Origin of the sequence: Micrococcus antarcticus, assembly GCF_044872765.1 — a bacterium.
GTDB lineage: Bacteria > Actinomycetota > Actinomycetes > Actinomycetales > Micrococcaceae > Micrococcus.
This window is the reverse complement of record NZ_CP085253.1, coordinates 653494-679282: the sequence shown is the minus strand read 5'-3', so window position 1 is coordinate 679282 and position 25789 is coordinate 653494. Positions and strand designations below refer to the sequence as shown.

Below are 25789 nucleotides of genomic sequence, written 5' to 3'. Positions count from 1 at the left end.
ACCACCACGCCCGAGCCGCAGCCGGTGCCCGACCCCGTCCCCCGGGGGAGTCCGGCCAGGTGAGCCGCCACGCCGGGGCGGGGTCAGTGCTCCCGGTAGTACTGCGCGAGCCGGTGGAGCCCCTCGTCGATGCTGACGGACGGCGTCCATTCGAGCACCTCGCGCGTGCGGCGCTGGTCGAACCAGTGGGCCGTGGAGAGCTGCTCGGCGAGGAACTCGGTGAGCGGCGGCTCGCCGTCGTCGGAGCCGAGGCCCGCCGAGCGCACGCCGAACAGGTTCCGCTCCCAGGCCTTCTCGATGAGCGCCCCCGCGCGGCGCGCGAGCCCCGCGGGCACCGTGCGCGCCGGCTCCGCCGCGCCACCGGCCAGGGCGATCCCGCGCACGAGCTCGCCCACGGGGCGCGGCTCCCCGTTGGTGACCACGAGCGCCTCGCCGTGGGTGTGGTCCGCGGCGCTCACGGCGGCCACCGTGGCCTCCACGGCGTTGCCGGTGTAGAGCGTGTCGATCAGCGGTGCCCCGGTGCCCAGCACCGGCATGCGGCCGGCGCGGGAGCGCTGGACGATCCGGTCCGTGAGCTGCCGGTCCCCGGGTCCCCACATGAGGTGCGGGCGCAGCACGAGGACGCGGAAGTCGTCACGGTCCGCGGCCAGGGCCAGCAGCTCGCCCTTGGCCTTGGTGCGCGCGTACGGGCCGCGAGCGTGCTCGGGGCTGGCGGGCCCGGCGCCCTCGCCCACGATGGAGGAGCCGGCGTGGGCCACGGACGGGGAGGAGACGTGGATGAACCGCCGCACGCCGTGCCGCCGGGCGGCCTCCAGCGTGATCCGCGTGCCCTCCACGTTCACGGCCTCGAACTCGCGCTCGGGGCCGGAGACGGACACCTTGGCGGCCACGTGGACCACGGTGTCCGCACCGGTCACGGCCTCCTCGACGGCGGCGGGATCGGTCACCGAGCCGCACACGTCCACGGCCCCCGGCACGCCCGAGGGGCGGCGCTGCAGGGTGGTCACCGCGTTGCCGGCCTCGGACAGCACGCGGGCCACCCCGGAGCCGAGCAGGCCGGACGCCCCGGTCACGAGCACGCGGCGCGACTCGAGACGCTCCATGAGCACGGGCATGCCCTGCGGGTCGATCTCGACGTCGTAGCCGAACCGGTTCACAGCGACCCCACCTTGCCGCCCGCCAGCACCCGCTCGGCCCAGCGCGCCACCCGGGGCCGGTCGATCTTGGAGTTGTGCCGGATGTCCGTGGGGATCTGATCCGCGACGAGGACCGCCGCCACGGGGAGCGGCTCGAGCGCGGAGCGCACGGCCGAGGCCACGGACGTGGGGGCGAGGCCCTGGTGGGGGCGGCCGTCCCGGTGGTGGCCGGCGCGGCGGGCGGGGCGCGTGGCGGGCACGGCGGCCTCCACCACCACGACGACGGCCTGCGTGCCCCGCGGGCCGACGCCCACCACGGCGGAGCGCTTCACGGGGCCGAGCGCGTCGACGACCTTCTCGGGGCCGCCCGGACCGATCGGCCCCTCGGGGAGCGTCAGCACGTGCTGCAGGCGCCCCTCGATCCACAGGCGGCCCTCGGCGTCGAAGTGCCCGATGTCCGCGGTGCGGTGCCACACGCGGCCGTCCTGGAACCAGAGCCCGTCCCGCTTGGACTGGTGGTCGGTGTACCAGAGCGCGTCATAGCGCTCCTTCAGGTGCGGCGCGGTGACCACGATCTCGCCGAGCACCCCGTGCCCGGTCTGCGCGTCGAGCACGACGTCGTCCGCGGTCCCGTCCTCGAGCAGGGGCGCGATGCCCAGCGTCACGGTGGGGACGGCGGTGCCCACGCACACGCCCTCGTCCGCAGCGCGGCGCAGGTCCTGCACGGTCTCCCCGTCCACGTCGGTGAGCAGCAGCCCCTCGGTCATGCCGTAGGGCGTGTGCACGCGGGCGTTGGGCAGAAGGGCGCCCACCTGGCGCAGGAGGTTCGGGTGCACGGGCGCGCCCGCGGAGAGCGCGAGCCGCACCTGCCCGAGCGCCCGCCGCTGCTCCCGGTTCAGCTTCCCCGCGGTCGCCACGATGTTCTCCAGCGCCGCGGGGGAGGCGAAGAGCACGGTGGACTGGCCGGCGATCGCCGCGTCCGCCAGCGCCGTCGCGGTCAGGGTGGCCGGCTTGGTGACGTCCATCTCCGGGGAGACGGAGGCGGCCCCGAGGGCGGGGCCCAGGAGGGCGAAGGGGGCGAAGGCCGCCAGCAGCGAGGATCCCGGGCGCACCTCCAGGGTGTCCCGGACCAGGGCGACCAGGCGGCCGAGCCGCTCGTGGGTGTAGACCACGCCCTTGGCTGGACCGGTGGAGCCGGAGGTGAAGAGGATGGCGGCGTCGGCGGACGTCTCCGGCTCCGGGAGCACGGCGCCGGCGGCGTCCCGGGCGTCCCCGGCCTCGGCGTCCCGATGGCGGTCGACCATCTCGTAGAGCGAGCCCTCCACTCCCAGCAGCGCCCGCTGGCCCGCGCCGAGCGGCGCGACGGAGAGGCGGGTGCCCGGCCAGGACTGTGCACGGGCGAGCGTGAGGCCCGGGGTCTTCCCGATCACCCAGCGCGGCCGCGCGGACTTCATGGCGCGGGTCATGCCGGAGATCCCCAGGCCCTGGTCCGCCACCACGGCGACCCCGCCGACGCGCAGCACGGCGTAGAGCGCGGCGGAGAGGTCGCGGCCGGGCGGGACGAGCATGGCCACGCGGTCGCCCGGCCGCATGCCCGCGGCCCACAGGCCGGAGGCGATCGCGGACACCATCTCCTGCAGCTCGCCCCAGCTCACGGCCACGGGGCGGCGCGAGCCGCCGAGGATCGAACGGCCGGTGTCGGCGCCGGCCATGTCCACGAGCGCGGTGTAGTCGCGGTACGCGGAGTCCGGAGCGCCCCAGTCGCGCAGGTGGTCCCACAGCAGGGCGACCCCCGGCTCGGGTCCGGCGAGGGCGGCGCGCGGGTCCGGTCCCGGCAGGCCGGAGGCCGGATCCTCCAGGAGCCCGGTGTGCAGCAGCTGCGCCCACGCGAGGATCGGGAGGGTGAGGTCCCGGTCGTCGACGAGCAGGTGGCCGGCCTCCTCGTAGCGGTGGACGCGGGCCTGCGGGAGGCGCTCGCGCAGGTCGTCGAGGTAGCGGTCCAGGAACACCGGGTCCTCGGCGCCCCACAGGATGAGGGCGGGCGTGCCCGCCGCGCCCAGGGCGCTGACGCCGTCGGACACCGCGGCCAGGGCGGCGTGGCTGGCGTGCTCCTCGTCCACGGGGATGTCGGCGACGAAGCCGCCGATGCCGCCGCGGCGGTTCGCGCCCTCGTAGGGCAGGTGGTACGCGGCGCGGACGTCGTCCGGCAGGGACGGGTTCGCGAGCGAGGTGGTGACGGCCAGGAAGGCGTCGGTGGTCACCGTGGAGCCGGGGAGCAGCGGGCCGGCCAGCGCGGCCTGCAGCGGGGCGGGGATCGCCGCCTCCGGCGGCTGGTGCACGGCGGTGTTCAGCGTGGCCACGCCCGAGACCACGTCCCGGTGGCGGCCCGCCCAGCCCAGCGAGACGACGCCGCCCCAGTCGTGGCCGAGCGTGATCAGCGGGTGGCCGGTGCGGGCCAGGTCCGTCAGGCCGAGGGCCTGCACGAGGGCGTCGAGGTCGTCGATCCGCGCGCCGAGCGTGCGGTACGTGCCGCCCGGGGCCCCGAGATCGTCGGGCCTGGGCAGCCGGGGATGGGCGAGGCGCTCGGAGAAGCCCATGTCCAGCTGGTCCGGGGCGACCACCCTCCAGGCCGGCTGGCCCTGACGTGCGCGGCGCACCGTGGCCTCCATCAGCGAGCGCCACAGGTAGGACCACGTGGGGTTGCCGTGCACGGCCACGACGGTGCCGGCGATCTCCACGCCGAGCGAGGCCAGGACGGGCCCGGTGTCCGCCACGTGCAGGGTGCGGACGGTGCCCTCGGGGTCGGCGGCGGAGCGGATCTCCACCAGGCGGGACCATGCGGCGTCCCATCCGGGGAGCCGGTCGGCGGGGGGCAGGACGGCGGGGGCGGAGGGGATCTGCGGCATGGGGGCTCCTTCAGCTCACCACTGGATCTCGAGCATGGCGGTGTTCAGGCCCGAGCCGACGCCCAGGCACAGGACATGGTCCCCGGCGGAGAGTCGCTCCTGCTCGCGCACCAGCGTGATGGGCAGCGAGGCCGGCCCCACGTTGCCCAGGGTGGGGAACGTGCGGGGGATGCGCTCGGGGTCGAGGCCGGCGGCCTCGGAGATGGCGTTCGTGTGCAGCTGGGAGACCTGGTGGGTGATGTAGCGGTCCATGTCCCGCCAGCCCCACTCCTGCGGCGTGTCGTTCCACGCGTCCATGACGAGCTCGAGGCCGTCGGTCAGCAGCGCCGTGGAGTCCGTGAACATGCCGTTGTGGTCGCCCACGCACAGGCCGTGGTGGTCCGTGCCGGCGCGGGTGACCCCGCGCAGGATGCGGTGCGCGTCCGGGTGGTCCTCGATGCTCCCCACGACGGCGGCGGCTGCTCCGCAGCCCAGGGTGAGGGAGGCGAACTGCTCCATGAAGTTGCCGCGATTGGTGGTCTGCGCGTGCAGGTTCCGCACGGTGGCCTCCTGCACCCTGCCGGAGTCCTCGCCGGCCACCACCACGGCGTAGTCGATCTGTCCGGCGTCCACGAGGGTGGAGGCGATCATCAGGCCGTTGACGAACCCGAGGCACGCGTTCGTGATGTCGAAGTTCGTGGCGGAGGTCGGCAGGCCCATGAGGTCGTGGATGCGCACGGCCACGGAGGGCTCGAGGGTGGCGCGCGTGACGGAGGTGTTGATCAGCAGGCCCACGCGCGAGGCGTCGACGCCCGCGGCCGAGAGCGCGGCGGTGCCGGCGTCCGCGGCGGCCTCCTGGAAGTCGCGCGTCTCGTCCCAGAAGCGGCGGGCCCGCACCCCGGCGACGCGCTGCAGCAGGGAGGCGGGCAGCTTCAGCCGGGCGAGCACGTCCTTCAGCTTCTCGTCGAGGTCATCCGAGGTCACCTCGAGGGGTGCCTCCACCTCGGTCACCGCCAGGAGGGCGGCGCGGGAGTATTCGAAGCTGGCGTTGCCGGACACGTGGGGCACCTGGACCGTTCTTGTTGGCGGTGGGGATCCGGCCCGTGGCTGGCACGGGCCGGGCTGTCACTCTAGCCGAGCCCCCCGGAGGCCCTGACGGGATCACGGCGTCCGGGGGGAGGGGTTCTCACTCAGCGGACACCGTCACGGCGTCGTCCTCGGGCGGCGCCGCGGCGACGAGCGTGGGGGAGGCCCCGGCGCCGAGCGCCTCGATCCGCTGGTCCACCGGCACGCCCGAGCCGTCCCGGCGCCCGAACTCCACGGGCAGCGAGCGGGCCACGCCGGCCCGGGAGGCCGCCAGGGCGGGGGCGGGGCCGACCCAGGCGAGCGCGAGCCCGGACTCCCCGCGCAGCAGGCGATGGGCCCGCACGCCCGCGGTGCCGCGGCCCTTGGCCGGGTACTCGGCCAGCGGCGTGACCTTCACGGAGCCCGGGGCCGAGCCCAGCAGGTCGCCCTCGCCGTCGGCCACGGTCACCACGACGGCGGCCCGCGCCGCGGCGGCGTCGCCCTCGCCCGCACCCTCGGCCACGGACGAGGCGGGGGCGACGCCGAAGCCGATCACCGCGTCCTCGTCGGCCACGCGCATGCCGGCCACGCCGCCCCCCGCCGGCCCCTGGGGCCGCACGGCCGAGGCCGGGTAGCGCAGCAGCTGCCCGGAGCGCGTGAGGAACACGAGGTGGTCCTCGTCGTCGGCGGCCGGCGCCGCGCCCACCACGGCGTCGGCGTCCTTGAGGGCGATCGCCTCCATCGCGTCCCGGTTCAGGGGCCACTCAGGGCGCACCCGCTTCACCACGCCGCGGGCGGTGCCGAGCGCGAGGACGGCGTCGAGCGGGACGAGGGCGACGAGGGACTCTCCACGCTCGAGGGGGATGAGCGTCTTCGCGTCCGCCGCGGCGGCCATGGCCGGCGCCTCCGAGGACTCGGGCGCGGCCGGGAGGTCCACCACCTGCAGCCGGTGCACGCGCCCCGCGGAGGTCAGCGCGCCCACCTCGCCGCGGGCCGTGGCCGGGACCACGGAGACGAAGGCGTCGTGCTTGCGGCGGCGGCCCTGCGCCGTGATCGGGGTGCGGTCCGCGGTGCGCAGCACCTTGCCCGCCGTGCTCAGGAGCACCCAGCAGGCGGTGTCCGGGACCATGAGGTCTGCTCCGGCCTGCGCGGCGCCGGCCGCCGAAGGCTCCCGGCGGGAGCCGGCCGGGGCGGCGAGCGTCTCGGCCGCCAGGAGCTGGGTGCGCCGCTCGTCCCCGAACTCGTCGGCGACGGCCTGCAGCTCGGAGGAGACCGCGTCCCGCAGCCGGGCCTCGGAGCCCAGGATGGCCTCGAGCTCGGCGATCGCGTCGGCCAGCTCGTCCCGCTCGGCCTCCAGCTCGATGCGGGAGAATCGGGTCAGCTGGCGCAGCCGCAGCTCGAGGATGTGCGTGGCCTGCGCCTCCGAGAGGTCGAAGACCTGCTCGAGGCGGGCGCGGGCCGAGGCCGTGTCGTCCGAGGTGCGGATGATCTGGATGACCTCGTCGATGTCCACCAGGGCCAGCAGCAGGCCCTCCACGAGGTGGAGGCGGTCCCGCCGTCGCCCCAGGCGGTGCGCCGTGCGCCGACGCACCACGTCCAGGCGGTGGTCCACATACACCTGCAGCAGCGGCTTGAGCCCCAGGGTCTGCGGCTGCCCCTCCACGAGGGCCACGTTGTTGATGCCGAAGGACTCCTCCAGCGGCGTGTGCCTGTAGAGGGCGGCGAGCACGGCCTGGGGGTTGAAGCCGGACTTCAGCTCGATCACCAGCTTCAGCCCGTTCTTGCGGTCGGTGAGGTCCACGACGTCGGCGATGCCCGCGAGCTTCTTGGCGTTGACGCCGTCCTTGATGCGCTCGATGACCTTCTCCGGGCCCACCCCGTACGGCAGCTCCGTGACCACGAGGCCCGTGCGGCGCGGGGAGACCTGCTCCACGGCGACGGCGGCCCGTATGCGGAACGAGCCGCGGCCCGTGGCGTAGGCGTCCCGCACGCCCTCGAGCCCCACGATCCGTCCGCCCGAGGGCAGGTCCGGGCCGGGGATGTGCGCCATGAGCGCGTCGAGGTCCGCGTCCGGGTGGGCCAGCAGGTGCCGGGCTCCGGCCACCACCTCGCGCAGGTTGTGCGGGGCCATGTTGGTGGCCATGCCCACGGCGATGCCGGCCGCGCCGTTGACCAGCAGGTTCGGGTAGGCCGCGGGCAGCACCGCGGGCTGCTGGAACTGGTTGTCGTAGTTGGGGACGAAGTCCACGGTGTCCTCGTCGAGGTCCGCGGTGAGCGCGAGCGCCGCCGGGGCCATGCGGGCCTCCGTGTAGCGCGGCGCCGCGGGGCCGTCGTCGAGGGAGCCGAAGTTGCCGTGCCCGTCCACCACGGGCAGGCGCAGGGAGAACGGCTGCGCCAGGCGAACCATCGCGTCGTAGATGGCGGTGTCGCCGTGGGGGTGGAGCTTGCCCATCACCTCGCCCACCACGCGCGCGGACTTCACGTGCCCCTTCTCCGGGCGCAGGCCCATCTGGGACATCATGAAGAGGATGCGCCGCTGCACCGGCTTGAGGCCGTCGCGGGCGTCGGGGAGCGCGCGCGAGTAGATCACGGAGTACGCGTACTCGAGGAACGAGCTCTCCATCTCCTGCGCCACGTCGACGTCGACGATGTTCTCCTGCTCCAGCGGGAGGGGACGCGCGGCGTCCGGGTCGGCGGGACGGGAGCGGGACGAACGGGCCATGGCGGTGGGGGGATCCTCACGGGGTCGGTGATTGTCTACCCTGATCCTATGGGTGACACCGAGTCCGTCCGCGGATACCCGAGCCACTGGGAGGCCGACGTCGTGCTGCGCGACGGCGCCACGGCGCGACTGCGCCCCATCACGCCCGACGACGCCGCCGGGCTGCAGGACATGCACGCCCACCAGTCCGAGGCCTCGATCTACCTGCGGTACTTCACGTACAAGTCCGAGCTGTCCCGCAAGGACCTCGAGCGCTTCACGACGGTGGACCACCGAGACCGCGTGGCCTTCGTGATCACGCGCGGAGGGCAGATCCTGGGCATCGGCCGCTACGACCGCTTCCCGGGCACGGACGCCGCCGAGGTGGCGTTCAACATCTCCGACGCCGCCCAGGGCCGCGGCCTCGGCTCCATCCTCATGGAGCACCTGGCCGTCGCGGCCCGCGAGTTCGGCATCCGCCGCTTCACGGCGGAGGTCCTGCCGGAGAACCGCAAGATGCTCTCCGTCTTCCAGGAGTCCGGCTTCGAGGTGGCCCGCCACTTCGAGGACGGCGTGGTGGCCGTCGAGTTCCCCATCAACCCGACCGCCCGGTGGCGCGCCGTGGTGGAGTCCCGGGAGCACCGTGCCGAGGCCCGCAGCCTCGCCGAGCTCGTCGCGCCCGAGTCCGTGGCCGTCGTCGGGGCCTCCCGCGACCCGCAGTCCGTGGGCTCGATCGTGCTGCGCCACATCCTCGAGGCCGGCTACACGGGCACGGTGCACGCGGTGAACCACGCGGCGGAGCAGGTGCAGGGCATCGAGGCGCACGCCGCGCTCGCGGACGTCGGCGAGCCCGTCGAGCTCGTGGTCGTGGCCGTGCCCGCGGACGCGGTGGACGACGTCGTCGCCGACGCCGCCGCGATCGGCGCGAAGGGCCTGCTCGTGCTCACCTCCGGGTACGCCGACGCCGGCGCGGCCGGCCTGGAGGCGCAGCGCCGCCTCGTCTCCCGCGCTCGCGCCGAGGGCATGCGCGTGATCGGCCCCGCCTCCGCCGGGCTCGTCTGCACCGATCCGGCCGTGCGCCTCAACGCCTCGCCGTCGCCGGGGCTGGCGAGCCGTGGCCCGGTGGGCCTGTTCAGCCAGTCCGGCGCCGTGGGGGCCATGGTCTCGGCGGGCGTCAAGCGGCGCGGGATCGGCGTGTCCACCTCCCTGAGCGCGGGCAATCGGGCGGACGTCTCCGGCAATGACGCCATGCAGTTCTTCGAGGACGACCCGCACACCGCCGCCGTGGGCGTCTACCTGGAGTCCTTCGGCAACCCGCGCAAGTTCTCGCGGATCGCGCGGCGGCTCTCACGCACCAAGCCCGTGGTGGTGGTCCGCTCGGACGTGACCGGCCGATTCCTGCCCCCGGGCCACGAGACGCGCACCACGCAGGCGCCCGCGGGCGCCGTGGACTCGATGCTGGACCAGACCGGCGTCCTCGAGGCCTCCACACACGACGACATGCTGGACGTGCTCATGGCCGTGGCCTCGCAGCCGCTGCCGACGGGCCGCAGGGTGGTGCTCGTGGCCGACTCCCTGGCCCTGGACCGCCTCACCCGCGACGCGGCCGCCGAGGCCGGGCTCGACGTGATCGAGACCCTGGGCCTGGGCGACCGCGAGAACGGCATCGCCCCGCTCGAGGAGCAGCTCGTCGCCTCGGTGCGCGCGGCCGTCGCCCACCCGGAGGCGGACGCCGTCGTGGTCGTCGGCCGCCTCGGGCTGCACCAGGGTGAGGACGAGCCCGAGGAGCTGGCCCGCGCCCTCGCGGAGATGACCGCGGGCGCGGCCGTGCCGGTGGCGGTGTGCCTCACGGACGTGGTCTCCCCGCGCTACTCCGCCGCCACCCTCGGTGCGTCCGGGCCGCTGCCCGACGACGCCGAGCCGGGCTCCCTCCAGGCCGGCGTGCCGTTCTACCCCTCGCCGCAGAAGGCCATGGCCGTGCTCGGCCGGCTGGCCGACTACGTGGACTGGCGGCGTGAGGAGGCGGGGGAGCCCCTCGAGCCCGCCGGCACGGACCTGCACGCGGCCGAGTCGCTCGTGGAGGCCGCGGCGGCCCGCGCGGCGGGCACGGAGCTCGTGCGCCTCACCCCGGAGGAGACGCAGGAGCTGCTGGGCCACTACGGGATCGACGTCCTGCCCTCCGTGCGCTTCTCCACTGCGGAGGAGGCCGTGGCCGCGGCCGAGGAGCTGGGCTTCCCCGTGGCGGTGAAGGCCGTGGACCCGCACCTGCGCCACCGCCTGGACCTCGGCGGCGTGCGCCTGAACGTGGTGGACGCGGACTCCCTGCGCCGCAACGTCCAGCAGATGCGCCGCGTCCTCGAGCCCTTCGGCGTCACCGAGCTGGAGGTGCAGTCCATGGCCCCGGCCGGGCAGGCGTGCATGGTCACGGCGCTTGAGGACCCGCTCCTGGGCCCGGTCGTCTCGTTCGGGATCGCCGGAGACGCCACGGACCTGCTGGGGGACTGGGTGCACCGCGTGCCGCCCCTGACGGACCGGGACGTGGCCCGCATGGTGCGCGCTCCCCGCGCGGCCGCCAAGCTGGAGGCCACGGGCGGGGTGCCCGCCGTGGACCTGGCCGCCCTCGAGGACCTCGTGGGGCGAGTCAGCGTGCTCAAGGACGACCTCCCGCAGGTCGCTCGCCTGCGCTTCGCTCCCGTGCTGGCCTCGCCCGAGGGCGTCACCGTGCTCCAGGCGGAGGTGGACGTGGCCAACGCCACACGGCGCACGGACTCCGCGCGCCGCGCGCTGCGGGGTGACTGAGCGCGGCCCTGCGGACGGCGGCTCCCGCGGGCCTCGCCGTAGCATGGACCCCATGACCCCGCTGCGCAGGAATCACGACTCCGGCCACCAGGACCCCCGCCACGGGGGCCGTCCCGAGGGACCTGACGCCCGCACCGGGCACCGCACCGTGGACGCGGCCGCCACCCTGGGCGGCTCCCTCGTGCGCGCCGGCTTCTACCCGGAGCTCGTGGCCCACGCGATCGCCCAGGAGCTCGAGGGGCGCGCCGTGCTGGCGCACCTGGTGCACGTGGACACGCACTTCGACTACGACGAGATCCACCGGCACATCACCGTGCTGGTCCTCGCCGCGGACGTGCTGCTCGCCGTCCACCTCGACGACCATGCCGCCGACCCGGAGGGCCAGGCCGTGCTGGCCCAGGTGTCCACCGAGCTGGTCCCGCTGACGGCGATCGCCTCCGTCCTGCTCACCACGGGCCACGCCGATCCGGCCCGCTTCCACCCTTCGGACCCGGTGGCCGAGGTGACGCTGGGCGTGCAGTGGGCCGGAGGCCAGCGCCTGGACCTGCAGCCGGCCGGCTGCGCCGATCCGCAGTGCGAGGAGGACCACGGCTACACCGGGACCGCCGCACGGGAGGACCTCGTGATCCGCGTGGCGGCCGACGCCGAGGGCCAGGCCGCTGTGGACGGCGCCGTCGTCTTCGCCCGCGCCCTGCGCCGCGCCCACCTCCGGGCGGCCGCGTGACGGGGGAGTCGGCCCCCACCTCCCCGCAGGCGCCGGGCGGCCCGGCCGTCCCCGCCGGCGTCGTCCCGCCCGAGCGTGCCCTGCGCTCCGTGCTGGTCTCCGCGGCGGCCGCCCTCGGGGTGGAGGGGATGACCAACGCGCTCGGCCTGCCGTCCACGCGGCGCGTCGTCGTGGCCCTCGTGGACGGGCTGGGACGTGCCCATCTCCGGCGCTTCGGCGGACACGCGCCCACGCTCCGCGCGGCGATGGCGGACGGCGGCCGCGTGCTCCAGGCGGCCGTGCCCACCACCACCGCCGCCTCGCTCACGAGCCTCGGCACGGGCCTGGAGGTCGGTGAGCACGGGATCGCCGGCTACGACGTCCTGGACCCGGAGCGCGGCGTGGTGGTCAACCAGCTCGGCGGCTGGGACGAGGCCACGGACCCGCTGGCCTGGCAGCCGCACGCCACCGTTCTCGAGCGCGCGGCCGCGGCCGGCGTGGACACGGTCACGGTCTCCCTGCCGGCCTTCGAGCACTCGGCACTGACCCGCGCGGGCCTGCGCGGCGGCCGCTTCGTGGCGGGGAGGGGACTGCTCGCGCGTGCCCAGCACGCCGAGCGCGTCCTGAAGGACGCCCGCGAGCCCACCCTCGTGTACGTCTACGCGAACGAGCTGGACAAGGCCGGCCACCGCCACGGCGTGGGATCGCCGCAGTGGCTGCACGCCCTCGAGGAGGTCGACTCCGCCCTGCGCCGCCTCCTCGCGCGCGTCCCCGCGGGCACCGTGGTCCTCGCCACGGGCGACCACGGCATGGTGGACGTGCCCGCCTCCCGGCGCGTGGACTACGCCGCGCTCGACGACGGGGGCGCGCTGCTCGATCCCGCGCTGCTGGCCGGGGTGGCGCACACCGCGGGGGAGCCGCGTCTCGTGCAGCTGCACTTCCGCCCCGACGCGGACGAAGCGGTGCGCGAAAGCACCCGTGCCGCCTGGCTCGAGCGGTACGGGGCGCACGCCTGGGTGCTCACCCGGGAGGAGGCGGTGGCGGCCGGATGGTTCGGGGAGCGCGTGGAGGAGCGCGTCCGCGGCCGCATCGGGGACCTGCTGATCGCCGTCCACGGGGACCTCGCGCTCTACGACGGTCGCCGCGTGGAGCCGACCGCCTTCGCGATGGTCGGGCAGCACGGGGCGCCCACACGCGCCGAGCGCGAGGTCCCGCTGCTCACCTGGGTGCGCTGAGCGGACCCGCCTCGGCGAGGCGCGGCTCAGTCGCCCTTGCGGCCGAAGACGATGTCGTCCCAGCTGGGCACCGACGCGCGGCGCGAGGCCGAGCGGGAGCGGGGCCGCGGCGTGGGGGTGGGCATCGCGGGGCGGCCCGGGGCAGGGGTCGACTCCGGCGTTCCGGCGCTCGCCTCGGCCTCGATCTCGGCGGTCTCAGGCTCGGCGACCTCCGCGTCATCCCGGTCGTCGGCGACGTCGGCCGTGGCGGCGCGGACCTGGGCGACCTCGTCCTGGGCGCGGCTGACTTCGCGGTCCACCTCGGCCGAGGTCACCTCGGACGACGCGGCGTCGTGTGCCCCCGGTGCGCGGCGGGCGTCCGCCGCCTCCGCCGCCGGATCCGGGAGGGACGGGCGCAGGGGCGTCGGGGCCGGGGTCCGGCGCTGGGCCGCGTCGCGGGCGATCAGGTGGGCCAGGGCGTCGTCCGAGGCGGAGTCCGCACCCACGCGCTGTCCGCGGCGGGCCCGGAGGATCTCCAGGAGGTCGGCGTCGGGGTCGGCCGCGGGGGTGTGGGCGCCCAGCGGGGTCACCGCCGCCTCCGCGTCGTCCACCGCAGCGTCAGGACGGCGGCCCGCCGCCGCGGGGGCGCCCGCATCGGCGGCCTCGGCGTCGGTCTCGGAGGACGGGGTCCGCGGAGCCGGCGGCTCGGGGAACACGTCCCACGCCTCAGCATCGGAGAGCATCCGGGCCCACGCGTTCTGCGGGTCCAGGTGCCGCCCCACCGGGCGGAACGTCCACCGCGCGGGCGGCTCCTCCGTGGTGGGCCGGTTGCGCAGGCCGGTCGCCGCGAACTGCGCGGTCACGGTCCACTCGCCGGAGGGCTCGCGCCATGCGTCCCACTCGAGTCCGCCCGCGGGGGCACCCAGCTCGCGCAGCCGATGCTCGGCGAGCTCGCCCAGGGTGCTGGGCCCGCCGTCCTCGATCGCATCGGTGTACAGATCGGGGCCGCCGACCCAGATCTCCGTGCCGCGCGCCTGCTGCGCCACGTAGCCGCGCTCCGCGAGGACGGGGAAGCCGTAGCTGCGGATGCGGGCGAAGGGGTTGCCGCTCTCGCGGGCCACCTGCTCCACCGAGGCGCCCGCACGGATGCGCTGCTGGATCTCCCGCGGCGAGAGCGGCGGGGCCTCCTGGGTGGCCGCGGCGCGCACGTCCTCCTGGTCGGCCAGGGGAGCGGTGGGCGTGCCGGACGCGGTGCGGCGCTCGCCCTGCGCGGCGGGGCGGTACGCGGAAGAGCGGGTCATGGAGGGGCGCGGCGCGGCGGGCTCGCCCGGCGTCAGACGCGCTTCCACGGGGGACGCGGCGGGCTCAGGGGAGCCCGTGAGGGCGGACGTGGCGGTGAGAGGGGCCGCAGACGGGGCGCCGGCGGCCGGCGGCAGGGGCGCGTGGGAGGCCGCCTCCGGCTGGAGGGGAGGCGTGATGCGCGGCGCCAGGGGGCTGGGGCCGGTGCGGCGGGGCAGCTGCTCCTCCTCGGGATCGACGCCGCCGGTGACCTCATCGCCGGACGCGTCGTCGGGGCTCTGCTCGTCGGTGTCCTGCTCGTCCCCCCGCGGGGCGTCCTGCGCGGGCTGCTCCTGAGGCTCGGCGTCCTCCTGCTCCGTGCCCTCGAGCACGAGGCGGCGCAGGTAGACGGAGAGGGGCAGGGAGTGCTCCTGCCCGTCCGCGTCGGCCAGGCGCAGTGCCCGGCCGTCCTCGGTGGGTCCGGTCAGTCGCAGCTCTGCCATGGCGGTGGTCCCTCCCACATCGTTCTCGACCGGTCCGCGGCGTATCCGCGGGCGCGGACGAGGACGGCGCGGCCGGCGTCGGGCCTCTGCTGATCCTAGCGGTCCGGCCGCGGGGAGCCGCGGTGCGAGCGCGGCTCCCCGCGGCCATTTGGTTCCCGGCGGCCCGTGGTGCACAATCTACGCGCAACGGCGCAGGATGACGGCGGGTGCTCCCCTCGGGGGTCCCGATCCGCTGCCCGCACCGGCATCGGTCCCGATGCCGTACCACCACCAGCGGAGCGTGAGAACCACACCATGGCCACGGACTACGATGCCCCTCGCAAGAACGAGGAAGAGCTCGGCCAGAATTCCATCGAGGAGCTGAAGGCGCGTCGCACCGACACGCAGTCGGCCGTCGTGGACGAGGACGAGACCGAGGCGGCGGAGGGATTCGAGCTGCCGGGGGCGGACCTCTCCGGCGAGGAGCTCATGGTGCGGGTCCTGCCCGCGCAGTCCGACGAGTTCACGTGCGCCTCGTGCTTCCTGGTGCGCCACCGCTCGCAGGCCGCGCGCGAGAAGAACGGCGAGCTCTACTGCACCGACTGCGAGGGCTGAGCCCTCACCCGTCCTCGGCGGCCATGTGGCCGCCGAGGACCGCCACGAGCTCCTCCGGCCGGCGGGTGCTCATGAGCCAGTACGGCGTCCGGTCCCGCTCGTCCGTGATCTGGACGCGCACGACGGGGGAGATCCACCCGCGCACCGTCACGTAGGCCAGTCCGTGCAGGTGCGGCCCGCGCTGCTGCCGCGCCGACTCGCCGCGATGTCCCGTCACCGCGCCGATGTGACGCCGCTCGATGCTCGCGCGGCCCACCTGCAGCGTCCGCTCGCGCACCGTGATCCGGGGGGTTCCGGTGATCAGCAGGAGTGCCTCGATCCCGAAGAAGACGGCCGCGGCGATCAGCCCCACGACGATGTCGATCGGCGCGAACACCAGGATGGCCAGACCCGCGAGCATGAGGGCCACGATCCACACACCCGGTGACGGGGAGAGCCGCTCCTCGTAGACCACCGGGTCCGGGTCGCCGGCGACCGCGGGGGCGGGCTCGGCGGAGAGGGGGCGGGCGTCGTCGTCGTGGGGCTCCTGCATGTCCTCCAGCTTCCCACATCCGGCCGCCCGGGGGCCCCGACGCGGCTCGGGTAGAGTCCTGCCACGTGAGTGACCCCGCCGAGCTTCCCGTGCCCCTGCGCGTCCTCGATCCTGACCTCCCGCCCCCCGCGTACGCCCAGGACGGCGACGCGGGCGCGGACCTGCGCACCACGGTGGACGTGACGCTCGCCCCGGGGGAGCGGGTCCTCGTCCCCACCGGCGTGGCGATCGCGCTGCCCCAGGGGTACGCCGGCTTCGTGCACCCCCGCTCCGGCCTGGCGGTCCGCCACGGCCTGGGCGTCGTGAACGCCCCCGGCACCATCGACGCCGGGTACCGCGGCGAGATCATGGTGCCGCTCATCAACCACGATCCGGCGGAGCCCCTCACCCTGCACCGCGGGGACCGGGTGGCCCAGCTCGTGGTCCAGGCGGTGGTCCAGGCACGCTTCGAGCCGGTGGACGCCCTGCCGGACTCCGTGCGCGGCACGGCCGGCTTCGGATCCACGGGCGGATTCGGCGCGGGCACCACCGCGCCGGCCGTCGACGTCGACACTCCCGGGAGGACCTCGTGATCTTCGGACGCAACCGCACCGCGCGCCACGAGCAGGTGACCCTGCCCGAGCATCTGCTCGAGGAGCGCGACCTCGCCGTGGCCGCGGCCGCCGGCGACGCCGCCCGGGAGGCCGAGCGCGGCCCCCACGACGTGACGGCCCGCCCGTCCGCCACCGGGTACATCGACCTGGGCGCGCTGCGCGTGCGCGCCGTCCAGGGCATGAAGCTGCGGCTCGACCTCGAGGACGCCACCCGGCGCATCGTGGCCGTCACCGTGACCGTGGGCGGCTCCGCGCTGCAGATCCAGGCCTTCTCCGCGCCGCGCGCCGCCGGACTGTGGGACGACCTGCGCGCGGAGCTCATGGACGCCCTGGGCTCCTCCCCGGGCGCCCACGTGCAGGAGCAGGCCGGCGCCTTCGGCCCCGAGCTGCTCACCCGCATCCCCGCCGAGATGCCGGACGGCTCGCCGGGCTGGAACGTGGCCCGCTTCGTGGGCGTGGACGGCCCCCGCTGGTTCGTGCGCGGCGTGTTCCACGGCGAGGCCGCCTTCCGGCCCGACGCCGCCGGACCGCTCGAGCAGGTCTTCTCCGACCTCGTCGTGGTCCGCGGCGAGGGGCCCCTGCCTCCCCGGGAGCTGCTGCCCCTGCACGCCCCGGCCAACGCCCAGCCCGTGCAGCGCCGCCACCGTCCAGCCGAGGGCGCCGAGACCACACCGACGGCGTCGTCCGGCGAGCAGCCGGCCGGGGACGCGCCCCTGCCGGAGCGCGGCCCGGAGATCACGGAGACCCGGTGAGCCCCGCGACCGCGCCGGTGGCGGTCCTGCCGCCTCCCGCCGGGATGGTGGACCGCCTCGGCGTGGTGGTCGCCGTGACCATTCCGGGCGCCGACGACGCCACCGTGTTCCGCGCGGAGCTCGCCACGCGGCTCCCGGAGCCCGGACGGGCCGAGCCGCTCGCCGTCATCCGGCTGGTGTGGCACGGGCGGCGTCGCGTGCCCGGCGTGATGCCGGGGGAGTGGCTGCGCATCCGCGGCCGCGTCGTGGAGATCGACGGCGTCCCCACGCTGCACAATCCCGAGTTCGACCTCGTGGACGGCCCGACGGCCGTCCGATGACGCAGGAGGCACCCATGAACCGGCCCGCGACCCGCCGCGACCCCGGCGCGCCGGACCCCGCCGCCGCCCTCGGCCGCGGCGCGAGGCTCGACGAGCACGGCCGCCTGGACCCCCTGGCCAGCGTCGGCGGCTGGCGGGGGATCGTGGAGGCGTCTCTGCCCACGGTCGTCTTCATGGTCGGGTACGTGCTCACCCAGCAGGTGTGGCCCTCGGGCGTGGCCGCCGCGGGCGTGGCCGTCCTCATGGGCGTGGTCCGGCTCGCGCAGCGCCAGTCGCCCGCGCAGGTCCTGGCCGGGCTTGTCGTCGTCGTGCTCTCGGTGGCGGTGGCCCTGACCACGGGGCAGGCCCGGGACTACTACCTCTGGGGCTTCATCACGAACGCCGGCTACGGCCTCGCGTTCCTCGTCTCGATCCTCGCGGGCTGGCCCGTGGTGGGCCTGATCCTCGGCCTCGTGCGCGGGGAGGGGACCGCATGGCGTGCGGACCCCCGCCGCCGGCGCGCCTACGCGGCGGCCACGTGGGTGATGGTGGCCGTCTTCGCGCTGCGGCTGGGCGTGCAGGTGCCGCTCTACCTCGCGGACGCGGCGACGGCCCTGGGCGTGGCCCGTCTCGTGATGGGTCTGCCGCTCTACGCGCTGGGACTCTGGCTGGCCTGGTCCGTGAGCGCGCCCTCGCCGGGCTCGCCCGAGGAGGAGCCCGGTCCGGCCGGCGCCGCCGCCGTCGACCCGGCATCCTCACGCTGAGGCGCCGCGGCCTCCCCGACCAGGAGACGCCGCAGGGCCGTCTCGGCCGCGGCGGAGACGAGCAGGAACAGCTCGTCTCCGGCCTCGAGGACCTCATCCGGGGTGGCGGCGCGCGGCGTCCCGTCCCGCACGACGGCCACGAGCGGGGCCTCCGCCGGCCAGGACACCGTCCCGACGCGACGGCCGACGAGCCAGTGCGCCGCCGGGACGCGGAACTCGGTGAGCGCCGTGCCGCCCGCCTCGAGGCGCAGCAGGCGCACGAGGTCGCCGGTCTCCACGGCCTCCTCCACGAGCGCCGTCATGATGGACGGGGTGGACACGGCCACGTCCACGCCCCAGGACTCGTCGAAGAGCCAGTCGTTGCGGGGGTTGTTCACGCGGGCGACGGTGCGCTGCACCCCGAACTCGCTGCGGCCGAGCAGGGAGACCACGAGGTTGGCGCGGTCGTCGCCCGTGGCGGCCACGAGGACGTCCGCCTCGAGCGCCCCGGCCTCGCCGAGCATGACGAGGTCGGTCGCGTCCCCCACGAGGGAGCGGGCACGGCCGACGTCGGCGCGCCGGACGACCTCCGGGCGCAGGTCCACCACGGTCACGGCGTGCCCGTGGGCGCACAGCTCCCGTGCGACCGAGGCGCCCACGGCGCCGGCCCCTGCGATGACGACCCTCATGACCGCTCCTCCTCGTCCTCGTCCGGCTCACGGGCCTCGCCCTGCAGCGCGGCCTCGACCGCGTCCCGCCGGTCCACGGGGTACACGCCGTGCACGACGTCGCCCTCCTGCAGGCGCTCGACGCCCGCCGGGAGCATCCCCTCGCCGAAGCGGGTCAGGTAGGCCACGCGGATCCCGGTCATCGACTCGACCTCGGCCAGGCGCCGCCCCCACCACGAGGGGTGGGGGACGAGCTCCGTGATGATCAGGCGGCCGGAGGGGTCGCGCTGCTCCGCGTCCGCGGCGCCGGCGGGCAGGAGGCGGTGCAGCACCTGCTCCGCGGTCCACTGGATGGAGGCCACCGTGGGCACGCCGAGGCGCTGGTACACCCGCGCGCGCTCGGCATCGTAGATGCGCGCCACCACGTGGTCCACGTGGAAGGTCTCGCGGGCCACGCGCGCGGCGATGATGTTGGTGCCGTCGTCCGCCGTCACGGCCGCCAGGCCCTGGGCCTTCTCGGTCCCGGCGCGGCGCAGCACGTCGCGGTCGAAGCCGATGCCCGCCACGAACTCGCCCGAGAAGTCCGCGGGGAGGCCGTCCTCCGCGCGGGCGTCCCGGTCTACCACGGCCACGGAGTGGCCCGCGGCGTCCAGGGTGGCCGCGAGGCGTGAACCCACGCGGCCGCCGCCGACGATGACGTAGTGAGCCATGGCCTGTTCGTCCCCTTCCGGATCGGTGCGGGCGGCGCCCGCCCGGGGACCATCCTCGCACCGCCCCGGGCGCCCGCGGGAACGGGCGGGGCATGGCGGTGCGGGGCGGGGGTACCGTGGTGCGGTGACGACGCTGTCAGCGACCCTCCGCCGGGCACTGCTGGGACGACCCGTGGCCTCCACGGACGCCGCCGCCCCGCGCATGCCCCGGTGGCGCGCCCTCCCCGTGACCTCCGCCAACGCGCTCTCCTCCCTGGCCTACGCCCCGGACGAGATCATCCTGACCCTCGTGGCCTCGGGCACCGCCGCCCTCGCGCTCGGGCCCCTCGTGGGCTGGGCCGTCGTCGCGGTCATGGTGCTCATCGTCGCCTCGTTCCGGGCTGCCGTGGTGGCCGTGCCGCACGGGGGCATCTACCGCATGGCGCGCACCAAGCTGGGACCGCGCGCCGGGGTGCTCGCCTCGGCCGCCCTCCTGCTGGACTTCGTCTTCACCGCCGCCGTGTCCCTCGCGGCCTTCGCCCACTACGCCGCCGCCCTCGTGCCCTCGCTCGCGGAGCACCGCATGGCGGTGGCGTGCACGGCCCTGGGCCTCGTGCTGCTCCTGGCCCTGCGCGGATCAAACCGTGGCCGGGGCCGGCGCATCCTGCCGCTCGTGGTGGCCGCCTTCGTGCTCCTGCTGGCGGGCATGGTGGGGGCGGGCCTGTGGCAGGACGCGGGGGGCACCCTGGGCCAGGCCGTGACCGCGGGACACACGGTGGACGGGTCCGGCGCCGGGCCCGTCGGCGCGGTGGCCACGGCCCTGCTGGCCCTGCGCGCCTTCAGCGCGGGCTCGGTCCTGCTCACGGGCGTGGAGGTCCCCGTCTCGGCCGCCCGCACGGTGGCGCATCCGGCCGTGCCCACCGTCCGCTGGCTCCTCACGATGATGGCCGCCGCCGTGGCGGCACTCACGGTCGGCGTCATGCACCTGGCCCACCGCACGGGCACCGTGGTGGCCCTGGACCCGGCCTCCCTGCGCGGCCCGGACGGCGCGCCGCTGCCCGAGGGCGCCGAGGCCCCGCCCGTGATCGCCCAGCTCGCGGCCGCCGTCTTCGGACCCGGGAGCCCGCTGGCCGTGCTCACCATCGCGGCCACCGCGCTCCTGCTGCTCTTCGCCGCGAAGTCCGCGTTCCGCTCCTTCCCGGCCCTGACCTCCCGGCTCGCCGACGACGGCTACCTCCCGCGGCAGATGCGCGTGCGCGGCGACCGCCTGGTCCACACGTGGGGCGTCGTGGCCCTCGGCGCCGCCGCGGCGATCCTGCTGCTCGTCTTCCGCGCCCAGACCGCCCTGCTCGTCCAGCTGTACGTGATCGGCGTCCTGCTGGCTTTCACCCTCGCCCAGACGGGGATGCTGCGGCTGTGGCGCCGCCGGCTCGCGCACACCCCGGGCACGCGCGCCCGCGCCGCGGTGCGCCTGCGCCTCGGCATCACCGCCGTCGCGCTGGGCGTCACCGCGCTCGCCGGCGTCGTCGTGCTCGTGACGCGCTTCACGCAGGGGGCGTGGGTGGCGCTGCTCACGATCGTCGTGGGTGCGCTGGTCATGGGCCGGATTCACCGGCACTACGCCGCGGTGGGCCGCGAGCTCACGCCGGACGCCCACGACGACGCCCGTGCCCTGCCCTCGAGGGTGCACGTCGTCGTCGTGGTCTCCACCCTGAACAGGCCGGCGCTGCGGGCCATCGCGTACGCCCGCGCGACCCGCCCCTCGTCCCTGGAGGCCGTGGTGGTGGACGCGGACCGCGCGGTGACGGAGCGGGTGATCGACGACTGGGACCGCGCCCGCATGCCGCTGCCGCTCACCGTGGTGGCCTCTCCCTACCGCGACACGGTGGTGCCGCTCGTGCGGCACCTGCGCGAGCGCCGGCGCCTCTCCCCGCGGGACCTGACCATGGTGTTCATCCCCGAGTACGTGGTGCGGCCGGGATGGCGGACGCTGCTGCACAACCGCACGGCCACGCGGCAGAAGAACCGCCTGCAGCGGGAGGCGGGAGTGATGGTGGGCTCGGTGCCGTGGCAGATCCGCGAGGGCGAAGAGCCGAGACCGCGTTCCGCGGCGAATCTGCGAGAATGATGGGACCAGTCGACGCCCGGTGCAAGGTCTGCGGCGCGCTGCTTCGCGAGAGGAGTCATCATGGCCGTCACTGACGCCACCCCGGACATCACCGAGGTCGGGAGGATCATCGAGGTCGAGGCCGGGCAGATGGCGCACGGCGGCCACTGCGTCGCGCGCCACGAGGGACGTGTCGTGTTCGTCCGGCACGCGATGCCGGGGGAGAAGGTCAGGGTCGCCCTGACCGAGTGCGACCCGGGAGCGCGGTTCTGGCGCGGGGACGCCGTCGAGGTCCTTCGGCCCTCCGAGTTCCGCCGCATCCACCAGTGGAAGCTCGCGGACGTCATGCGCGCCCACGCCTCGGGCCGGCCCCCCGTGGGCGGCGCCGAGTTCGGCCACATCGTGGTGCCGCACCAGCGCCGCCTCAAGGCCCAGGTCTTCCGCGACACGGTCGCCCGGATCGCCGGCGTGACCCTCGACCCCGAGGTCTGCTTCGCGGGCGAGGAGGACGAGCCCACGGGCCAGCACTGGCGCACGCGCACCGCGTTCGCGGTGACCCCGCAGGGCCACATCGCGATGCATGCGCACCGCTCCACCACCCTCCTTCCCGTGCGCAACATGCCGCTGGGCGTGCCGGCCCTGGACGCCCTGGCCCTGTGGGACTGGGACTTCACGGGGGCGGCCCGCGTGGACGTGGCCACCCCGGCCAACGGCTCGCAGCCGCTGGTGCTCGTGACGCCCACCCCGCAGACCGCGGCGGACGAGGCCAAGCTCGGCCGACTGCGCACCCGCATCCGGCAGACCGCGAACGCCTCCGCCGTCGAGGTGTCCACCGGCCTCGCCATGCCCGGTCCCAAGCGTCACTCGCCCGTCACCGTGGAGCGCATCACGGGCCGCACGTGGGTCTCGGAGACCGTGAGGACGGAGCGCGGCGGCGAGCGCCGCTTCCGCGTCACGGGCGACGGCTTCTGGCAGGTCCACCAGCACGCCCCGGCCACCCTCGTGGACGCCGTGCTCGAGGACGCGCAGGCGCAGCCCGGCCAGATCGTGGCCGACCTCTACGCCGGGGCCGGGCTGTTCAGCGCCTTCCTCGCCGACGCGGTGGGCCCCGAGGGCCGCGTCTACTCCGTCGAGGCCTCGCGCGGCGCGTCGAAGGACGCCCGCCGGAACCTGCTCGGCGCCGAGCAGGCGATCGTGCTCAACGGCCCCACGGACAAGGTCCTGGGCAGCTGGCTCAAGCACCCGGAGCGCGCGGTGGCCGACGGCGGCCTGGCCGACACGGCCGTGGACACCGTGGTGCTCGACCCGCCGCGCTCCGGCGCGGGGCGCAGGGCCGTGGAGCGGATCCTCGCCCTCCGCCCGGGCCGCATCGTGTACGTCTCGTGCGACCCGGCCTCCTTCGCGCGCGACCTCGCGTGGCTGCGCGAGGGCGGCTACGAGGTGGAGCGCGCCCGCGTGTTCGACCTCTACCCGGACACCCACCACCTGGAGTCCGTGACCGTGCTGCGCCCGGCCGCGGACCTCGTGGCCGCGCCGGGCGTCGTGGAGACCCCCGCCGCCGAGTGACCCGCCGGACCCCACGGGGGCGTGCGTCGACGGACGCCGTCGTCGCACGCCCCCGTCACGTCCGCGGCCGCAGTGCGTCGCCACACAGGGGAAGAGAGCCCCGGGGCGGGGTGGGCACGCGGTAGGCTGGGCGGCAGTGCGGCGCCTGCGACTCAGGTGACGGCCCTGTGAGGACCGTCACGGACGAGGACCCGGCGCCGACCCCCACTGGACGAGTGCCCGGGACGAACCCGGGCGGGAATAGGAGTCCTCCCGTGACCACTGTTGACAGCTTCGGGTCGAAGGGCGTCCTCGACGTCGCCGGCGCCGAGTACGAGATCTTCCGCCTCAACGCGGTGGAGGGCGCTGAGAAGCTGCCCTACTCCCTCAAGGTGCTGCTGGAGAACCTGCTGCGCACCGAGGACGGTGCCAACGTCACCGCCGAACAGATCAGGGCCCTGGCCTCGTGGGACCCCTCCGCGCAGCCGGACACCGAGATCCAGTTCACCCCCGCCCGCGTCATCATGCAGGACTTCACCGGCGTGCCCTGCGTCGTGGACCTGGCCACCATGCGCGAGGCCATCAAGGACCTCGGCGGCGACCCCGCCCGCGTGAACCCGCTCTCCCCGGCCGAGCTGGTCATCGACCACTCGGTGCAGATCGACGTGTTCGGCAACGACCAGGCGGTCGAGCGCAACATGGAGATCGAGTACGAGCGCAACGGCGAGCGCTACAAGTTCCTGCGCTGGGGCCAGACCGCGTTCGACGACTTCAAGGTCGTCCCCCCGGGCATGGGCATCGTCCACCAGGTCAACATCGAGCACCTGGCCCGCACCGTCATGACCCGCGAAGTCGACGGCGTGCTGCGCGCCTACCCCGACTCCTGCGTCGGCACCGACTCGCACACCACCATGGTCAACGGCCTGGGCGTGCTGGGCTGGGGCGTGGGCGGCATCGAGGCCGAGGCCGCGATGCTCGGCCAGCCGGTCTCCATGCTCATCCCGCGCGTCGTGGGCTTCAAGCTGACAGGCTCCATCCCGGCCGGCGCCACCGCCACCGACGTGGTGCTGACGATCACCGAGATGCTGCGGCAGCACGGCGTGGTGGGCAAGTTCGTGGAGTTCTACGGCGAGGGCGTCGGCTCCGTGCCGCTGGCCAACCGCGCCACCATCGGCAACATGTCCCCGGAGTTCGGCTCCACGGCCGCGATCTTCCCGATCGACGACGTGACGCTCGAGTACCTGCGCCTCACCGGCCGCTCGGAGGAGCAGGTCGCCCTCGTGGGGGCCTACACCAAGGAGCAGGGGATGTGGCACGACCCCTCCACCGAGGTCGCCTACTCGGAGTACCTCGAGCTGGACCTCTCCACGGTGGTCCCCTCGATCTCCGGCCCCAAGCGCCCGCAGGACCGCATCGTCCTCTCCGACTCCAAGGAGACGTTCCGCAAGGACCTGCACAACTACGCCACGGACGACGAGGCCGGCGAGGGCCGTCCCTCCAAGCTCGTGGACGTGTCCATGGAGGACGGCCGCCGGTTCCAGCTGGACCACGGCGCCGTGTCGATCGCCTCGATCACCTCGTGCACCAACACCTCGAACCCCTCCGTGATGATGGCCGCGGGCGTGCTGGCCCGCAACGCGCTGGCCAAGGGCCTGACCTCCAAGCCGTGGGTGAAGACCTCCGTGGCCCCGGGCTCCCGCGTCGTGACCGACTACTACGAGAAGTCGGGCCTGCGCGAGTCCCTCAACGGCCTCGGCTTCAACGTGGTCGGCTACGGCTGCACCACCTGCATCGGCAACTCGGGCCCGCTCGAGCAGGAGATCTCCGAGGCGATCCAGGAGAACGACCTCTCCGTGACCGCGGTGCTCTCCGGCAACCGCAACTTCGAGGGCCGCATCAACCCGGACGTGAAGATGAACTACCTCGCGTCCCCGCCGCTCGTGGTGGCCTACGCGCTGGCCGGCACCATGGACTTCGACTTCGAGAACGAGGCCCTGGGCCAGGACGCGGACGGCAACGACGTGTTCCTGAAGGACATCTGGCCGGACCCCACCGAGGTCCAGAAGATCATCGACGAGTCGATCGACACCGAGATGTTCACGAACCAGTACGGCACCATCTTCGACGGCGACGAGCGCTGGCAGTCCCTCGAGACCCCCACCGGCGACACGTTCGCCTGGGACGCGGACTCCACCTACGTCCGCAAGCCCCCGTACTTCGAGGGCATGCAGGCGCAGCCGGAGCCGGTGGCGGACATCGCCGGTGCCCGCGTGCTGCTGAAGCTGGGCGACTCGGTCACCACCGACCACATCTCCCCGGCGGGCTCGTTCAAGTCGGACACCCCGGCGGGCCGCTACCTGCTGGAGAACGGCGTGGAGCGCAAGGACTTCAACTCGTACGGCTCGCGCCGCGGCAACCACGAGGTGATGATCCGCGGCACCTTCGCGAACATCCGCATCAAGAACCAGCTCTTGGACGGCATCGAGGGCGGCTTCACCCGCGACTTCTCCCAGGACGGCGCCCCGCAGGCCTACGTGTACGACGCGGCGCAGAACTACGCCGCCGCGGGCACCCCGCTGGTGGTGCTGGGCGGCAAGGAGTACGGCTCCGGCTCGTCCCGTGACTGGGCCGCGAAGGGCACCGCGCTCCTGGGCGTGAAGGCCGTCATCGCGGAGTCCTTCGAGCGCATCCACCGCTCGAACCTCATCGGCATGGGCGTGCTCCCGCTGCAGTTCCCGTCCGGCGAGTCCGCGGACTCCCTGGGCCTCTCCGGCACCGAGACCTTCGACATCGCCGGGGTGACGGAGCTCAACGAGGGCCGCACGCCGAAGACCCTGAAGGTCACCGCCACCGGCGAGGACGGCAAGGTCACCGAGTTCGACGCGGTCCTGCGCATCGACACCCCCGGTGAGGCCGACTACTACCGCAACGGCGGCATCCTGCAGTACGTGCTGCGCCAGATGGTCGCCAAGGCCTGATCCGC

General features: G+C 75.0%; 19 protein-coding genes. 11 read left to right on the top strand and 8 right to left on the bottom strand.

Annotated elements, in window-relative coordinates; translation table 11 throughout:
• Window positions 1–83: 83 nt before the first annotated feature.
• From LG274_RS03200 to LG274_RS03185, 4 genes are all read right to left on the bottom strand, one after another.
• A complete protein-coding gene (locus LG274_RS03200) occupies window positions 84–1157 on the bottom strand; it encodes an NAD(P)-dependent oxidoreductase (protein WP_298711208.1) in 1074 nt (357 codons plus the stop codon).
• On the bottom strand, window positions 1154–4042 hold the full coding sequence (locus LG274_RS03195) for an alpha/beta fold hydrolase (RefSeq protein ID WP_404465381.1): 2889 nt from the start codon (window positions 4040–4042) through the stop codon (window positions 1154–1156). Before LG274_RS03195 ends, LG274_RS03200 begins: the two co-directional genes overlap by 4 nt.
• A 15-nt stretch (window positions 4043–4057) precedes the next feature.
• The gene (locus LG274_RS03190) at window positions 4058–5089 is read right to left on the bottom strand and encodes a 3-oxoacyl-ACP synthase III (protein WP_248115659.1); all 1032 of its coding nucleotides are present in this window, start codon (window positions 5087–5089) and stop codon (window positions 4058–4060) included.
• Window positions 5090–5207: 118 nt separating this feature from the next.
• Complete coding sequence (locus tag LG274_RS03185) at window positions 5208–7808, bottom strand: DNA topoisomerase (ATP-hydrolyzing) subunit A (RefSeq protein ID WP_404465379.1); 2601 nt, start codon at window positions 7806–7808, stop codon at window positions 5208–5210.
• Window positions 7809–7856: 48 nt separating this feature from the next.
• On the opposite strand from LG274_RS03185, the gene LG274_RS03180 reads away from it, so the two are divergent.
• The 3 genes from LG274_RS03180 to LG274_RS03170 are packed head-to-tail and all read left to right on the top strand — an operon-like array spanning window position 7857 to window position 12524.
• The gene (locus LG274_RS03180) at window positions 7857–10586 is read left to right on the top strand and encodes a GNAT family N-acetyltransferase (protein WP_404465377.1); all 2730 of its coding nucleotides are present in this window, start codon (window positions 7857–7859) and stop codon (window positions 10584–10586) included.
• A gap of 52 nt (window positions 10587–10638) precedes the next feature.
• Entirely contained in the window at window positions 10639–11310 is a 672-nt protein-coding gene (locus LG274_RS03175; protein WP_248115656.1) for a DUF5998 family protein, read from the top strand.
• Window positions 11307–12524, top strand: a complete 1218-nt coding sequence (locus tag LG274_RS03170; RefSeq protein WP_248115655.1) for an alkaline phosphatase family protein — start codon at window positions 11307–11309, stop codon at window positions 12522–12524. Before LG274_RS03175 ends, LG274_RS03170 begins: the two co-directional genes overlap by 4 nt.
• A gap of 26 nt (window positions 12525–12550) precedes the next feature.
• Here the strand turns inward: LG274_RS03170 and sepH are convergent, their stop codons facing one another.
• A complete protein-coding gene (sepH, locus tag LG274_RS03165; protein WP_404465374.1) occupies window positions 12551–14284 on the bottom strand; it encodes a septation protein SepH in 1734 nt (577 codons plus the stop codon).
• 294 nt (window positions 14285–14578) lie between these two features.
• On the opposite strand from sepH, the gene LG274_RS03160 reads away from it, so the two are divergent.
• Window positions 14579–14878: a DUF4193 domain-containing protein gene (locus LG274_RS03160; protein WP_248115653.1), complete on the top strand. Its 300-nt coding sequence runs from the start codon at window positions 14579–14581 to the stop codon at window positions 14876–14878.
• A 4-nt stretch (window positions 14879–14882) separates the two neighbouring features.
• On the opposite strand, the gene LG274_RS03155 is transcribed toward LG274_RS03160, so the two are convergent.
• Window positions 14883–15410, bottom strand: a complete 528-nt coding sequence (locus LG274_RS03155; RefSeq protein ID WP_404465372.1) for a DUF3093 domain-containing protein — start codon at window positions 15408–15410, stop codon at window positions 14883–14885.
• A gap of 65 nt (window positions 15411–15475) precedes the next feature.
• Between LG274_RS03155 and dut the strand changes: the two genes are divergently transcribed.
• Genes dut through LG274_RS03135 form a run of 4 tightly spaced genes read left to right on the top strand, consistent with a single transcriptional unit; the run spans window position 15476 to window position 17818 of the window.
• Window positions 15476–15982 carry a dUTP diphosphatase gene (gene dut / locus LG274_RS03150; protein ID WP_404465370.1) on the top strand — a complete coding sequence of 169 codons (507 nt, stop codon included), beginning with the start codon at window positions 15476–15478 and terminating at the stop codon, window positions 15980–15982.
• Window positions 15979–16755, top strand: coding sequence for a DUF3710 domain-containing protein (locus LG274_RS03145; protein WP_404465368.1), 777 nt, complete (start codon window positions 15979–15981; stop codon window positions 16753–16755). Before dut ends, LG274_RS03145 begins: the two co-directional genes overlap by 4 nt.
• Window positions 16752–17075 (top strand): hypothetical protein, encoded by a 324-nt coding sequence (locus LG274_RS03140; RefSeq protein WP_248115649.1) that lies wholly within the window; start codon window positions 16752–16754, stop codon window positions 17073–17075. The genes LG274_RS03145 and LG274_RS03140 overlap by 4 nt, the downstream gene beginning before the upstream one ends.
• A 14-nt stretch (window positions 17076–17089) precedes the next feature.
• The gene (locus tag LG274_RS03135) at window positions 17090–17818 is read left to right on the top strand and encodes a DUF3159 domain-containing protein (RefSeq protein ID WP_404465366.1); all 729 of its coding nucleotides are present in this window, start codon (window positions 17090–17092) and stop codon (window positions 17816–17818) included.
• Here LG274_RS03135 and LG274_RS03130 read toward each other — a convergent pair.
• Together LG274_RS03130 and LG274_RS03125 are read right to left on the bottom strand one after the other, a co-directional pair.
• A complete protein-coding gene (locus LG274_RS03130; protein ID WP_404465364.1) occupies window positions 17704–18486 on the bottom strand; it encodes a potassium channel family protein in 783 nt (260 codons plus the stop codon). The two genes, LG274_RS03135 and LG274_RS03130, sit on opposite strands and share 115 nt — an antisense overlap.
• Window positions 18483–19175: a TrkA family potassium uptake protein gene (locus LG274_RS03125; RefSeq protein ID WP_248115646.1), complete on the bottom strand. Its 693-nt coding sequence runs from the start codon at window positions 19173–19175 to the stop codon at window positions 18483–18485. Before LG274_RS03125 ends, LG274_RS03130 begins: the two co-directional genes overlap by 4 nt.
• Window positions 19176–19299: 124 nt before the next feature.
• Between LG274_RS03125 and LG274_RS03120 the strand changes: the two genes are divergently transcribed.
• The 3 genes from LG274_RS03120 to acnA all read left to right on the top strand — a co-directional run bounded on the left by LG274_RS03120 (window position 19300) and on the right by acnA (window position 25784).
• Window positions 19300–21282, top strand: coding sequence for an amino acid permease (locus tag LG274_RS03120; protein WP_404465362.1), 1983 nt, complete (start codon window positions 19300–19302; stop codon window positions 21280–21282).
• A gap of 60 nt (window positions 21283–21342) precedes the next feature.
• Complete coding sequence (locus tag LG274_RS03115) at window positions 21343–22827, top strand: class I SAM-dependent RNA methyltransferase (protein WP_404465360.1); 1485 nt, start codon at window positions 21343–21345, stop codon at window positions 22825–22827.
• A gap of 254 nt (window positions 22828–23081) precedes the next feature.
• On the top strand, window positions 23082–25784 hold the full coding sequence (gene acnA, locus LG274_RS03110; RefSeq protein ID WP_404465358.1) for an aconitate hydratase AcnA: 2703 nt from the start codon (window positions 23082–23084) through the stop codon (window positions 25782–25784).
• Window positions 25785–25789 lie beyond the last annotated feature (5 nt).

Bases quoted from the DNA above. Each gene is read 5' to 3' on its own strand.
- LG274_RS03135 (WP_404465366.1), top strand. From the start codon at position 17,090: ATGAACCGGCCCGCGACCCGCCGCGACCCCGGCGCGCCGGACCCCGCC.
- LG274_RS03180 (WP_404465377.1), top strand. From the start codon at position 7,857: ATGGGTGACACCGAGTCCGTCCGCGGATACCCGAGCCACTGGGAGGCC.
- LG274_RS03195 (WP_404465381.1), bottom strand. From the start codon at position 4,042: ATGCCGCAGATCCCCTCCGCCCCCGCCGTCCTGCCCCCCGCCGACCGG.
- LG274_RS03160 (WP_248115653.1), top strand. From the start codon at position 14,579: ATGGCCACGGACTACGATGCCCCTCGCAAGAACGAGGAAGAGCTCGGC.
- LG274_RS03130 (WP_404465364.1), bottom strand. From the start codon at position 18,486: ATGAGGGTCGTCATCGCAGGGGCCGGCGCCGTGGGCGCCTCGGTCGCA.
- LG274_RS03115 (WP_404465360.1), top strand. From the start codon at position 21,343: ATGGCCGTCACTGACGCCACCCCGGACATCACCGAGGTCGGGAGGATC.
- LG274_RS03155 (WP_404465372.1), bottom strand. From the start codon at position 15,410: ATGCAGGAGCCCCACGACGACGACGCCCGCCCCCTCTCCGCCGAGCCC.
- LG274_RS03175 (WP_248115656.1), top strand. From the start codon at position 10,639: ATGACCCCGCTGCGCAGGAATCACGACTCCGGCCACCAGGACCCCCGC.
- LG274_RS03125 (WP_248115646.1), bottom strand. From the start codon at position 19,175: ATGGCTCACTACGTCATCGTCGGCGGCGGCCGCGTGGGTTCACGCCTC.
- sepH (WP_404465374.1), bottom strand. From the start codon at position 14,284: ATGGCAGAGCTGCGACTGACCGGACCCACCGAGGACGGCCGGGCACTG.
- LG274_RS03185 (WP_404465379.1), bottom strand. From the start codon at position 7,808: ATGGCCCGTTCGTCCCGCTCCCGTCCCGCCGACCCGGACGCCGCGCGT.